Source organism: Flavisolibacter ginsenosidimutans, from assembly GCF_007970805.1.
Classification (GTDB): Bacteria; Bacteroidota; Bacteroidia; order Chitinophagales; family Chitinophagaceae; genus Flavisolibacter; species Flavisolibacter ginsenosidimutans.
On record NZ_CP042433.1, the window covers coordinates 134,490 to 148,296 of the forward strand.

Consider the following 13,807-nt stretch of genomic DNA (forward strand, 5'->3'; position numbering starts at 1 on the left):
TTCATGAAGAAGATGTTCCCGCTTTTTTGCGCAGTTGCCTGCGTTCATTTCTTGCACGCACAAGATCTGCCTACCGAATTGCAAACGCCGGAAATTGTTTCCGTTAACCGCATGCCCATGCGGGCCAGTGCGTTTGCGTTTGAAAACACCAGGCTTGCCGAAGACCGCGAAAAGGAAAAGTCTGCGTATTTTTTATCGTTGAACGGAACCTGGAAATTCAACTGGGTGCAAGACCCGAGACAAAGGCCGCAGGATTTTTACAAAAAGGATTTCAACGACGCTTCGTGGAAGGATTTTAGCGTTCCCGCAAACTGGGAACTGAATGGTTACGGCTTGCCCATTTACGTAAACCAGCCATATGAATTTGCAGGCCACGCCAAACGCGGCGCACAACTCAACCCGCCGTTTGACATTCCCGTGGACAACAACCCCGTGGGTTCTTACCGCAAGAAATTTACGCTGCCGAAAGACTGGGACGGAAGACAGGTTTTCATTCATCTCGGCGCCGTAAAATCTGCCTTCTTTATTTGGGTGAACGGACAAAAAGTAGGTTACAGCGAAGACAGCAAACTGGCGGCGGAGTTCGACATCACCAAATACGTGAACCCGGGTGAAAACCTCGTTGCGCTGCAAGTGTACCGCTGGAGCGACGGCAGCTATCTCGAATGCCAGGACATGTGGCGGCTTTCGGGCATCGAACGCGACGTGTATTTGTATTCAACGCCAAAGCTTGACGTTCGCGATTTTAAAATCAGCAGTACGCTGACCGACAATTACGCAAACGGGTTACTCACCGTTCAGGCAGAAGTAAACAACTACCGGATTGATAAAAACGCCTATCACAGCAAACCCGATACCTTTTCCGTTGCCATCGAATTAAAAGACGAAAGCGGCAAAACCGTTTTGCAAAAGGAAAGCGAAGGCCTGCAAAATGTTTTGGGCAATTACAAAGCGGCTTTGTCTTTCTCTGCTAAACTGCCCAACGTTCACACCTGGTCGGCGGAGGTTCCTTATCTCTACACGCTTTACCTCACACTGAAAGACAAGAACGGCGACGTGCTGGAAGTGATTCCAACACGTGTGGGCTTTCGCTCCATCGAAATAAAAGACAACAATTTTTTGGTGAACGGAAAGCGTGTGTTTTTAAAAGGCGTAAACCGGCACGAGCACGATCCGCAGCAAGGTCATACGCTTACAAAAGAAGACATGCGCAAAGACATGGAGATGATGAAGAAGCTGAACGTAAACGCCGTGCGCCATTCGCATTACCCGCCCGACCCTTATTGGATGGAACTCTGCGACGAATACGGCTTGTATGTGGTGGACGAAGCCAACATCGAATCGCACGGCGTTGGGTACAACCTTGGCGTGACGCTGGCCAACAAACCCGAATGGTGCAACGCACATTTGCAGCGCATTGAACGCATGTACGAACGCGACAAAAATCACCCAGCAGTTGTTACCTGGTCGCTTGGCAACGAAGCCGGTAACGGCTCCAGCTTTTACGAAGCTTACGATTGGCTGAAAAAGCAAGACATCCGGCCGGTTCAGTACGAAAGGGCCGAATGGGATTACAATACCGACATGATTGTGCCGCAATATCCCAGCCCGGCCTGGCTGAAACGTTACGCCGGCAGCAAGCCCGAACGGCTTCTCGTCATGAGCGAATACGCACACATCATGGGAAACAGTTTGGGAAATTTTAAAGAGTACTGGGACGTGATTGAAAGCTCGCCCAATCTGCAGGGCGGCTTTATCTGGGAGTGGATAGACCAGGCCATTGACACCGTGAAGAACGGAAGGCGCATCATGGCTTACGGCGGCGATTTTCCGCTGGAAGGTCCGGTTCCGCAAAACATCAGCGACAACAATTTTTGTGTGAAAGGTGTGGTAACCGCTTACCGCCGGTTAACGCCAATGGCGGTGGAAGTAAAAAAAGTTTACCAACACATCAAATCAAAACTGGCCGGCAACGAACTCACCATCAGCAACGGTTATTTCTTTAAAGATTTAAGCAACGTACAATTGAATTGGGAAGTAATAGAAGACGGAAGATTGATAGAGAAAGGAGAGGAGAAAAACCTGCGTCTTGCACCGCAACAGAACGCAACGCTTTTGCTGCCGGTGAAAACAAAACACAAAGCCGGAAAAGAATATTTTATTAATGTTCGTTACACGCTAAAAGAGGCCGAGCCTTTTTTAGAGAAAGGCTACGAGATTGCTTACGAGCAGTTTGCTTTAAGCGAACAACTATCGAACGCGTTGTTTGCAGCCAGTAAAGGAAACGGCTTGAAATTGTCGAACGCCAACAATCAATACGTCATCAGCGGTAAAAATTTTACGGCCGTTTTCGACGCGGCATCGGGAACGATGACACGTTATGCAATCAACGGAAAAACCCTTCTGGTTAAAGGCCCGCAACCTTCTTTCTGGCGTGCGCCAACCGATAACGACATTGGCGCCGGCTTCAACAAATCGCTGCGCATGTGGCGCAATGCTTATGAGCAAGGAAAAATATTGGAAGCAAAAGCATCGCAAAAAGAAGACGGGACCTGTGAACTTGTTTTCCGTAAAAGCCTTTTGAATGGCGATGCGGAAACAAAGCAAACATTTACGCTGTTCGGTGATGGCACGGTCAAGGTTGACGTAAGCCTTTTGGCCATTAAAGGAAAATATCCCTTGCTGATGCGCATGGGAACTGATCTGCAGGCAGTGAAGTTATACGGCAACATCCAATGGTACGGCCGCGGCCCCTGGGAAAATTACTGGGACCGAAAATCGGCGTCGCTGGTGGGACTCTACAAACAAACCATTGACGAACAATATTTTTCCTATGCTCGTCCGCAGGAAAGCGGCAATAAAAGCGACGTGCGGTGGGCTGCATTCACTGATAAAAAAGGCAAAGGGTTTAAGATCGTTTTTGCAGGTAGTTTATTGAATGTTTCGGCACTGCCTTACAGTCTTGATGACCTTGACCCCGAAGCCGACAAAAAGCAATACCACTCCGGTGAGCTGACCAAACGTGATACAATTTACCTGCACGTTGACCTGCAGCAAACCGGCTTGCAGGGAATGGATAGTTGGGGCTCGTGGCCACTGGAACAGTATCGCATTCCGTATAAAAACCAGCAATACAGTTACTGGATTGTGCCGCTGAAGTAGAAGAGGTAGATTCTTCTGTTGGATAAAACTCTCGCTGGTGAAACCGGTGCGTAACAGAAAGCTTTGGCAAATCCGATAACCTTCGATAAAGCATTCCGCTTTACTATTTCTTGTCCTGCACTATTGCTACAACCTGTGCAAATACCCAATCGTCTGATTGAACTCTTGAGAAAATTTAGAAATCAACACATCTTAATAAAAAAAGAAAAAACTTTTTAAAATTTTAATGAAAGTTTGATATCTTGTCGAAAATTTCACGGTTTATTCATTTGTTTTTAACAACTACTGCATGGCGAAAAAAGCTGCTTATAAACGAAACATCATCAAGCAACTTTACTTTGGTAGCCCGCTTTCCTGTGCCGACATCAGCGTTTTAACGGACAAAAGCCTTCCTGTGGCGGCAAAGGTTTTGAACGAGTTGATCGAGGAAGGCAGCGTTGTTGAAACCGGCTATGCTTCTTCAACCGGTGGGCGCCGGCCGGCAACCTATTCGCTCCGTCCCGACCTGATGTACGTGGTATCAGTGGCGATGGATCAATTGATTTGCCGCATGGCGGTGGTGAACATGCACAACCAAATTGTTGGCGATGTAGAGAAGATTGAACTGACGCTTCCCAACAATCCCAATTCGCTCAAAGAATTAAAAGAACACCTTCAAAACTTTATCGCCAATGCCGGTGTTCCCAAAGAAAAAATTGCGGGTGTGGGCATTGGCATGCCCGGCTTCGTGGACGTAAAAAAAGGAGTGAACCACTCTTTTTTGAAATCGAACGAGGGAGACATTGTTAGCTTTTTGGAAGCCGGACTCGATTTGCCGGTTGTAATTGACAACGACTCCAGCCTGATTGCGCTGGCCGAACTGCGGCTTGGCGCCGCCAGGAACAAAGAAACCGCGATGGTCATTAACATAAGTTGGGGCGTTGGTCTCGGAATGATCCTCAACGGAAAATTGTTTCGGGGCTTCAACGGCTTTGCCGGTGAGTTTAGCCACATTCCGCTTTTCACCAACAACAAAATGTGCAGTTGCGGCAAAAGCGGTTGCCTCGAAACGGAAACGTCACTTTTGGTGATTGTTGAAAAGGCCAGGCAGGGCATTAATGCAGGGAAGCTTACAGGCCTTAAAAACCTGTCTTTTGAACACCCGGAAGAGACGGCCAATGCCATCATTGAGGCCGCAGTAAAAGGCGACAAGTTTGCCGTGGAGCTTTTTTCAGAAATTGGTTACAACATTGGCCGCGGCGTGGCCATTCTCATTCATTTGCTAAATCCCGAGCTTGTGGTGCTCAGCGGCCGCGGTTCCGGCGCCGGAAAATTATGGCTGGCGCCTATTCAACAGGCCATTAACGAGCACTGCATTCCCAAGATTGCCGAGAACACAACGGTGCAGGTTTCCGTCCTTGGACACCAGGCGGAGATCATTGGCGCTGCGGCTCTCGTCATGGAAAACTTTGATTCGTTAAATACCCTCCCTGATAAATCTTCAGTTGATCATTTGCTTGCTTAAAAACCAACCTCAATACATCTTAAAATTTAAAATCACACTGCAATGAAAAAAGTGACCTCGCGGTTCTTGCTTTGCCTGTTGCTGAGTTTTTGTGTAGGCCTTGTGTCAGCACAACAAAAAAAAGTAACGGGTACGGTAAAGGATGAAAAAGGCAATCCCGTTGCCGGCGCTACTTACCACATCAAAGGCACCAACATTTCCGGCGCTACCGATGACAACGGAAACTTCATCGTTAATGTAAACGGCGCCAACGCCGTACTGGAATTTACCTCGGTTAATTTCAACGCCAAGGAAGTGGCCGTTGGGCAAAACAATGCGTTAAACGTTACGCTGGAAAGCAAAGCCGGCAGCCTGAACGAAGTTGTAGTGACGGCGCTCGGTGTGAGCAAACAAAACAAACGCCTGGGTTATGCGGTTACCACCGTAAAAGGCGATGAACTGACACGCACCAATACCGTCAACCCCATTACGGCCCTGCAGGGAAAAGTTGCGGGTGTAAACATCAACGTCATGTCGGCCGGCGGCGTACAAACTTCTCCCTTCATTCAAATCCGCGGCGCCAAAGTGTTGGGCAAGCCTGGGCAAAATTCCAACCAGCCCATTTTTGTGGTGGATGGAACCGTTATGGAAAACAACGTTTTTGATGCGGACAATCCGGACGGTGGTTCGCAACTGAAAAACCTCAACCCCGACGATTATGAATCCATTACCGTGTTGAAAGGCGCGGCGGCTACAACCTTATATGGTTCACGCGGCATCAACGGCGCCATTGTTATCGTTACCAAAAAAGGACGAGCCGGACAAGGTTTGGGCATTGAATTCAACTCTACTTACCAAACGCAGGATATTTACCAGGCACCAATGGCTTTCCAAAACCTTTACGGTCAGGGAAGCTGGTCGGCAGCCGAAGGCAATTTCCGTCCGGACGGAACCATGATTCAAACCATGGGAAGCTGGGGGCCAAGAATGGACGGCAGCCTGCACCCGGCCGTTTCCAATTACGACAAAAAAGTTCCGTATTCACCCCAGCCCGATAACTGGAAGATTTTTTACCAGAACGGCAAGTACGTGAACAACAACATAGCGCTGAGTGGCGGCTCCGATAAATTCGGCTACCGTTTTTCTTACTCCAATAACTATACGAAAGGCATGTTGCCGCACAACGACCTGCGCCGCAACGCCTTTGATTTTAAAATGAACGGGCAGTTGAACAAAGTGTTTTCAACGGAGTTTGGTTTGGCTTATGCCAATACCGGCGCCCGCAATTTTTACTCGCAGGGCCGGTACTTCTACAGCGGTGGACAGAACCTTGGTTTTAACACCTATTACCTGCCGCGTAACATTGACACGAAAGATTGGTACGCCACGTACAGGGCAGCAGACAACACGGCTGACTATACCCATGCTTACGGAAACCTTTCCGCGGTTGTGAACGCCTTCTCCCGCTTTGACAAAAACAATTTTTACCGTAACGAAAATTCACTCATTGGGTTTACGCAGTTAAAAGCGCAAGTAGCGCCCTGGCTTGATTTCTCGGCAAGAGCGAATGTGAATTATTACAAAATCTCCACCGAAGAGAAAGACCTTGGTAACGATACTTACAACAAGGGTGGATATTACGGCGTTGGCGGAAGCTATTCAACCGACTACACCTTGTTGTTCATGGGCCATGCCACCAAAGCACTCATGCACGATGATTTGACGGCAGACTTCCGCCTGGTGAACGAAATTTACGGCAACCGTTTGGGCGAATCGTACAGTGCTCATACAAACGGCGGCCTGAGCGTACCCAATCAATTCTTTCTCGGAAATTCGGTCAACAATATTCAAAGTGCGTACGCTTACAGCCTGAATAAACCCTCAAAGCTGACGGTGGGTTTGGCGGGCATCTTAAACCTGAATTACAAACGCTTTCTGAACCTTGAGATCACGGGGCGGAACGATTGGCTAAGTACACTTACTTACCCGTATGCGGTAATTGGCGGGCAGAACAACTACACCGTTTTCTATCCTTCCGTCAACGCTTCGTATTCGTTTTACGATCACTTGCAGAAAAGCATGCCTTCCTGGCTTTCTTCCGGACGTGTACGGGCATCGCTTGCCTACGTGGGCAACTCGGGTATTGCAGGTGCTTACGCAACGGGAAGCGGTTATGTTCCGGCCACCATCTACAACCAGAACGGACAGTCGGTGGGGGTGGCAACACAATACCGCGCCAACATCAAACCAAACCTGAACCTGAAACCGCAAGTACAGCGCTCTATCGAACTGGGTACTGCTTTTGGAATGTTTAACGAACGACTGAACGTTGATTTTGCCTGGTATAAAACCAACACCTTCGACCAGCTTCTGGAACTTGGCGGTGTTCCTGAAACCGGCTACAACACGGTCTTTGTCAATGCGGGCAACATTCAAAACAAAGGATGGGAATTGTTGTTGAGCGGCTCACCCATCCGCAACAAAAACTGGGGACTTGACCTGAGCGTAAACATGGCGCAAAACCGCAGCAAGATTGTGGAATTTGGAAACAACATTAAAGAATGGGAACTGAGCGGCGGCTACGATGGCGCCAACGTGTACGCTTACGAAGGCGGCGATTTTGGCGTGCTTGTATCCGATTCTTGGGCCTCCATCAAACACGACGCAAAGACAGGATTGCCACTGGTTACCGTTGGCGGCAGAAACACCAGCACCAACACACTTGACAAACGTGATTTTCAACTGTACGAATACGTGTACAATTCCGACGCCGACGGCCGCGCAAAAATCGGAAAGGTAGAACCTACCCTTACGGGCGGTGTTACCGGTACGCTGCGCTACAAAAACTTCTCTTTGTTTACGCAGGTTGACGGACGGTTTGGCGGCTGGGTTTATTCCGAAGCGCTCAACTACGCGATGGCGCAAGGCACACCCGAAGCCACGCTTCAGTTTAGAGACGCGGAACACGGCGGCGTGGCCCGTACGGACTCGTACAACGGCAAAACGCGTTATGATGGCGCCATTCCGAACGTGGTGTTTGCGCAAGGAGAAAAGAGCCCTCTTCGTCCGGGTACCGATATCGGCGGCATGACCTTCCGCGAGGCTTACGACAAAGGGTTGGTTGAACCCTGGAAAGCTTCGGCTTACTACGTGTACTCCTTTGGCTGGGGCACAAACGTCAACAGCATAAACAACATCAGCACGGCCAAAAACTCATGGGTTATGTTGCGTGAGATTTCCTTGGGCTATCGCCTTCCGGCCAATATTTTGGGACATACATTTTTGAAAGGAGCCCGCATCAGCGTATCGGCCCGCAACATTGGTTATTTGTACAAAACACTGCCCGGCGGACAGAATCCTGAAGCGTTGCAAAGCAACGATCCCTTCCGTCCGTACATCACCGGCGGCGTTCCTTTCTCCCGCAGCTATTCGGCTACGTTGAACATTTCTCTCTAACAAAACTTCAATTCAAAAGCAATGAAAAAAATCAATAAATATGTTTTGGGGTTGTTGACGGTTGCGGCACTCTCACAATCGTGCAAGAAAACCATGATTGAGATGAACACCAATCCCAACCTCCTGAACGATGCTGCGCCGGAGTACCTGTTTACCGGTGCGACGCAGGACCTGGGCATGGGCTCACGTGACAGAACCGCAAAGAAATACGGAACCACCATGACTTGGATGCAGTACGTGGTGCCCGAAGGCATTAGCTCCGACGCCCTGACGAAATATTATTGGAAATCGTCAACGGCGCCCACGCAAGGGCCGGTTCCGGGTTTCCCGTATTACGATGATTATTTCAGCAGCGTGGGACGCGACATGAACCGCATCATCGAGAAAATTGACAACATGCCCGCCGCCGATAAAGATCGCTACAAAGGCTTGCGTGCCGTTTGCCAAACGGTGGACGTGTTTCACGCCTGGCGGGTGGCCGATATTTACGGCGCCCTGCCTTACAGCCAGGCTTTTCAACCAGAAAAATACCCCCTGCCGGCGTATGATTACAACTGGGACCTGTACAAGGTTTTTGACGCAAAGCTGAAAGCCGCGGCAACGGCACTGGCAGCCGCAGGAGCAGACCAGTTAGTGTTGGGTAACCAGGATATGTTTTACGGCGGCGATTACAGCAAATGGCTGGGATTTGCCAACAGTTTGCGTATTAAGATTGCGCAGCGTTACGAGAAAAGAGACCCGGCACAACTGGCGTCGGTCTTGACGGACATTGCCGCAAATTTTGGCGGAAAGATCATGGCTGCCAACGACGGTTCGTTTGCTGTGAACAACACAAGAGACTGGAACAACAACGTGGACGACATCAACGTCATCCTGTTTAGCTACAACGCTTCTTTTCCTTTTGTTGAACACCTGAAAGCAACTGCCGACCCGCGCATCAAATTCATGCTTCGCGAAAACGACATGGGCGCCAATTCGAAGCAATACAGAAGAGTGCAGCAGTTGGGCACGGCGCAAGCGCAAGCCGACTTGCTGCTCCCCGAAAACAACGTGCGTTACTGGGGTAAACACGCAACGCCGGAATCAGCCGGAAATACAAGCTACGGCGCGACAGGCGGCAACCGTTTCAAAACCTTCAACCTGACGGGAACAAACGGCAACCAGACGCTTGGTTTTCAATCGGCCATTCAATCGCGTTTGTTCATCAAGAACGGCGGCTTTGGTGGTTTTGATGCCCGTTCTTCCAAAGACTTGATGCACGACGACGAAACCTACGTTGACGGATCAACCATCAAGATGAAAACCTATTTGATTTCTTATCCCGATGTGTGCTTTATGATGGCGGAGATTGCGGCCAAAGGCGGAAACGGTCTTGGCAAATCGGCTGAAGAATGGTACCGCGCAGGCATTGCCGCTTCCTTTGATTTGTACAAAACGATGGCCGTGGCAACGGGGGTGCCCAATGCCAGCGCCGTTACACTGGGAACCTTTGCCACTACCGTTCCTTACCAGGGACTGCCCAGCATCTACACACAGGAATGGGTAAATAATTTATTAACTCCCGACGAAGCCTGGGCTACGTGGAAGCGCACCGGTTACCCGCAATTTACCGACGTGCGCCCCGGCAGCAACGGACAGATTGGGACGAGCAGCATTGCCTATTTGGAAAACCTCTGGGACGGCAGCGAGAACCTGCAGATCGTCCGTCGTGATGCGCTGAGAATGACCTCCAGCCTGAACCAACAGAATTACGTGACAGCCGTCGAAACACAAAAAACAAAAGATCCTTCCTACGGCGTTTCGGCCACCGATACGAAGGGCCGCATCTGGTGGGACAAGCAATAACCGGTGTTTACGCTTGCCTTCGGGTACATTGTTACAAACAGTCAATTCTCATATAAGCAATCAAAAATCAACGGCCCCTATTTCTATGGGGGCCATTTTTTCAAACAGCCTATTTGTAGATGAAACGGTTTCTTGTTTTTCTTGTCTTTTCGGTGTGCGCATTTGGGGCAAAGGCTTCCGACACGCTGCACGTGGTGACACACAACCGTGTAACCGTTGTTACCGATCCGTCGAAAGGGTTTAACGCCTACAAGCGTTGGGGCATTTTCCCCTCGCCAAATACACCCATACGAAAAATAATCTTGCACGTTCGTTTCGGTTGTCCCGACAGCCTGCGTTGCGCCGATTGGGATTACAAAGACCATATCACCCTGCGGCGTAAAGGCGGCGTGAACGGCCTTTCGCAAGACTATGAAATTGCCCGTATGCTTACGCCTTACGGTGGCGCCTTCGGCAAGGACTGGACCTTCAATTGGGAAGTGGACGTTACCGATTTTAGCCTTCTGCTTCGCGACAGCGTGGAGATTGAATACAACCACACCGGCTGGGAGCCAAACAACGACCGCGGCTGGGCGGTAACACTCGACTTTGAAATCGTCAAAGGCAAGCCCGCATCGGAGCCCGTTTCCATTCAAAAAATTTACGACAACAGTTACCGCTACGGCGACAGCAGCAACAACATTGAAAACGCATTAAAACCCGTTTCCTTCACCGCAAACAAAGGAGTGGATTTTGCACGGCTTCGCGTAGTGCAAACCGGTCACGGAATGGACAATCCCGACGGCTGTGGTGAGTTTTGCAACAAGACGAGACAAATTTTTTTCGACGGTAAGCTGGTTAACACGAAGGCAATCTGGAAAGAATGCGGCGACAATCCTTTGTACCCGCAGGCCGGCACCTGGATTTACGACCGCGCAAATTGGTGTCCCGGAAATTTAATGCAGCCCGATGTGTTTGACCTGAAACTTGCGCCGGATAAAGAACATACCGTTGACATCAACATGCAGCCTTATGTTTCCACCAATCCCAGTGCCGACGAAGTGATTTCTGCTTACCTCATTCAATACAAAAAAGCGGCCTCGAAAAACGATGCGCAGTTGGTGGACATCATTAATCCTTCTTTAAAAGACGCTTACCGGCGCCAAAATCCTTCGGGCCTGCAGCCAAAAATGATTGTCCGGAACATGGGTTCGGAAGCAATCAAAAGCCTATCGGTGCGCTACGGCGCAAAAGGTTTTGCAAAAAAAAATTACCGTTGGAAAGGTATTCTCCAACCATCATCCGTTGACACAATTTCGCTGCCCGGCACAATTGAAAGCAAGGCCGGAACAAATGAATTTGAAGCAGAACTTTCGCAACCCAACGGAAAGAAAGACGGCTTTGCCGACGATAACAAATTGACGTCGGCATTTGAAGCCGTTCCAAAACACGACAGCGTTCTTGTTGTGTATTTGCTCACCAACAACCAGCCTTCGCAAACGGCTTACACGTTGATCAACAGCGAAGGAAAAATCGTGCGTCAACGCAGCTTTGGTTCACTGCAAGCCAACACCGTTTACCGCGATACGGTTCGTCTTTCCAACGGCAGTTATCAATTCAAATTGCTGGATAGTGCCAACAATGGTTTGGAGTTTTGGGCTAACTCCCGCGGCGGCCGCGGCAAGGCAAGATTGCTGAACGGCAAAGGCGAGATCATTAAAAATTTTGAAGCGGATTTTGGTTCGTACGTGCAGTACGATTTTGCGGTGGGTGAGCCTGCGGAGCCAATTACAGCACAAACCTCTTTTGGTCTTTATCCAACCCGCACAAACGACAAAACAACCTTTGATTATTCGGCCAATTACCCTGAAGATGTGTTGGTGAAAATTGTTACCGACCCCGGCGACGTCGTGGTGGAAGAACACAAATATTTGCAAGTGAAAGAAGGCACGTTTGTGTACGATCTTAGTCGTTTTCCGAAGGGCCGCTTTTATTTAAAAGTCTTCATCAACGGGCAGGAAATGTTTAAAAAAAGAATCCGGTTGAAAGAATAATTTGATGGAGATTTCCGCACAAAAACAGAGAGCATGTTTCACCGCAGAAAATTTTTACAGGCCTCACTTCTTTCCTCCGCTTCGTTGCTGGTCAACAAATCCTTTGCTGCCTTGCCACGACGCGATGAAGAAAAAGGCGAACAACCCATTGTTATTTCCACCTGGGATTTTGGCCGCGCCGCAAACGCCGAAGCCTGGAAAGTTTTGAGCAGCGGCGGCAATGTTTTAGATGCCGTGGAAGCTGGCGTAAAAGTGCCCGAAGCCGATCCCGAAAACCATTCGGTGGGCTACGGCGGCTATCCCGACCGCGACGGAAAAGTAACGCTTGATGCCTGCATCATGGACGGCAATTTGAACTGCGGTTCCGTAGCATTTTTAGAGCACATTGTTCACCCCATTTCCGTTGCTAAACTGGTGATGGAAAAAACGCCGCACATCATGCTGGTGGGCGAAGGCGCTTTGCAGTTTGCGCTGGCCAACGGTTTTCAAAAAGAAAACCTTCTTACACCGGAAGCGGAAAAAGCCTGGAAGGAATGGTTGAAGACGTCGAAGTACGCACCGGTTATCAATATTGAAAACCAAAAGAAGGACCCGAGGCAGTTGCCCGGCGGTCCGCACAATCACGATACCATTGGCATGTTGGCCATTGATGCAAAGGGTATGATGGGCGGCGCCTGCACAACCAGCGGCGCAGCGTGGAAACTGCACGGCCGCGTGGGTGATTCGCCCATCATTGGCGCAGGCTTGTACGTGGACGGAGAAGCGGGGGCGGCCACGTCATCGGGCCTTGGTGAAGAAGTGATTCGCACCTGCGGTTCGCACGCCGTTGTTGAAATGATGCGCAGCGGCACAAAGCCAGAAGCGGCCTGCAAGAAAGTTGTGGAGCGCATTGTAAAGCGTGACGTGGAAAGAGCAAAAGGTTTGCAGGTTGGTTTTTTAGCACTTGATAAAAAAGGAAGATTCGGCGCTTACGCCATTCACAAAGGCTTTACGTATTCGGTGAAGAGTGCCAGCATAGAAAAGGTGTTTGAAGCGGAGAGTTATTTTAAATGATTGGCCTATGGTTAAGGTCTTTTTTAATCGCAATGAAAAATGAAATACACAGTCGAAGTCATTGCCTTTAACATTGAAAGCTGCGCCGTCATCCAACAAAGCGGTGCGCATCGCATTGAGCTTTGCGACAATCCGCATGACGGCGGCACTACGGCGTCTTACGGCATGATAAAAGCCGCAAGAGAAAAGGTCAACATTCAATTGTTTCCCATCATTCGTCCACGCGGCGGTGATTTTTTGTACAACGAGGATGAATTCAACATCATGAAGAATGATGTGCAATTGTGCAAAGGCCTCTGTTGCGACGGCGTGGTGCTTGGCCTCTTGCAAAAAGACGGAAGCATTGATATAAAACGAACGGCTGAATTGGTGGAACTGGCTTACCCAATGGAGGTGACTTTTCACCGTGCCTTTGACCGTTGCTGCAATCCCTTTGAAACGTTGGAACAGCTAATTGAAATCGGTTGCCAACGCATATTAACCTCAGGACAAAAACCACTTGCGACAGAAGGTGCAGAATTGATTGCAGAATTAATAAAAGCGGCAGATGACCGCATCATCATTATGCCCGGCAGCGGCGTTCGCCCCGACAACATTAAGGCGCTTGCGCAAAAAACCGGCGCTGTAGAATTTCATTCGTCACTGCGCACAAAGGCAGAATCAAAAATGGAATTTCATCATCCGGCATTTGTTGGTGAAGCGGACGATGCATCGTACGTAACAACGGATGCAGGCGCCGTTCGCAACTTGTTGCAGGCCTTGAATGATTAAAGGC

General features: G+C 49.5%; 7 protein-coding genes. All 7 read left to right on the forward strand.

The annotated features are described in order from the left end of the window. The first annotated feature begins 3 nt into the window (after positions 1–3). The 7 genes from FSB75_RS00445 to FSB75_RS00475 all read left to right on the forward strand — a co-directional run bounded on the left by FSB75_RS00445 (position 4) and on the right by FSB75_RS00475 (position 13,803). Positions 4–3,162 (forward strand): glycoside hydrolase family 2 TIM barrel-domain containing protein, encoded by a 3,159-nt coding sequence (locus FSB75_RS00445; RefSeq protein ID WP_227990728.1) that lies wholly within the window; start codon positions 4–6, stop codon positions 3,160–3,162. Positions 3,163–3,451: 289 nt separating this feature from the next. Beyond that, the gene (locus FSB75_RS00450; protein WP_146781345.1) at positions 3,452–4,666 is read left to right on the forward strand and encodes an ROK family protein; all 1,215 of its coding nucleotides are present in this window, start codon (positions 3,452–3,454) and stop codon (positions 4,664–4,666) included. Positions 4,667–4,708: 42 nt separating this feature from the next. Further along, positions 4,709–8,101 carry a SusC/RagA family TonB-linked outer membrane protein gene (locus FSB75_RS00455; protein ID WP_146781347.1) on the forward strand — a complete coding sequence of 1,131 codons (3,393 nt, stop codon included), beginning with the start codon at positions 4,709–4,711 and terminating at the stop codon, positions 8,099–8,101. A gap of 21 nt (positions 8,102–8,122) precedes the next feature. Further along, complete coding sequence (locus tag FSB75_RS00460) at positions 8,123–9,946, forward strand: SusD/RagB family nutrient-binding outer membrane lipoprotein (protein WP_146781349.1); 1,824 nt, start codon at positions 8,123–8,125, stop codon at positions 9,944–9,946. A 119-nt stretch (positions 9,947–10,065) separates the two neighbouring features. After that, positions 10,066–11,979: a peptide-N-glycosidase F-related protein gene (locus tag FSB75_RS00465; RefSeq protein ID WP_146781351.1), complete on the forward strand. Its 1,914-nt coding sequence runs from the start codon at positions 10,066–10,068 to the stop codon at positions 11,977–11,979. Between the two features lie 33 nt (positions 11,980–12,012). Further along, positions 12,013–13,032 (forward strand): N(4)-(beta-N-acetylglucosaminyl)-L-asparaginase, encoded by a 1,020-nt coding sequence (locus FSB75_RS00470; RefSeq protein WP_146781353.1) that lies wholly within the window; start codon positions 12,013–12,015, stop codon positions 13,030–13,032. A 39-nt stretch (positions 13,033–13,071) separates the two neighbouring features. After that, positions 13,072–13,803, forward strand: coding sequence for a copper homeostasis protein CutC (locus FSB75_RS00475; RefSeq protein ID WP_146781355.1), 732 nt, complete (start codon positions 13,072–13,074; stop codon positions 13,801–13,803). Positions 13,804–13,807: the final 4 nt, after the last annotated feature.

Bases quoted from the DNA above. Each gene is read 5' to 3' on its own strand.
- FSB75_RS00470 (WP_146781353.1), top strand. From the start codon at position 12,013: ATGTTTCACCGCAGAAAATTTTTACAGGCCTCACTTCTTTCCTCCGCT.
- FSB75_RS00455 (WP_146781347.1), top strand. From the start codon at position 4,709: ATGAAAAAAGTGACCTCGCGGTTCTTGCTTTGCCTGTTGCTGAGTTTT.
- FSB75_RS00460 (WP_146781349.1), top strand. From the start codon at position 8,123: ATGAAAAAAATCAATAAATATGTTTTGGGGTTGTTGACGGTTGCGGCA.
- FSB75_RS00450 (WP_146781345.1), top strand. From the start codon at position 3,452: ATGGCGAAAAAAGCTGCTTATAAACGAAACATCATCAAGCAACTTTAC.
- FSB75_RS00445 (WP_227990728.1), top strand. From the start codon at position 4: ATGAAGAAGATGTTCCCGCTTTTTTGCGCAGTTGCCTGCGTTCATTTC.
- FSB75_RS00475 (WP_146781355.1), top strand. From the start codon at position 13,072: ATGAAATACACAGTCGAAGTCATTGCCTTTAACATTGAAAGCTGCGCC.
- FSB75_RS00465 (WP_146781351.1), top strand. From the start codon at position 10,066: ATGAAACGGTTTCTTGTTTTTCTTGTCTTTTCGGTGTGCGCATTTGGG.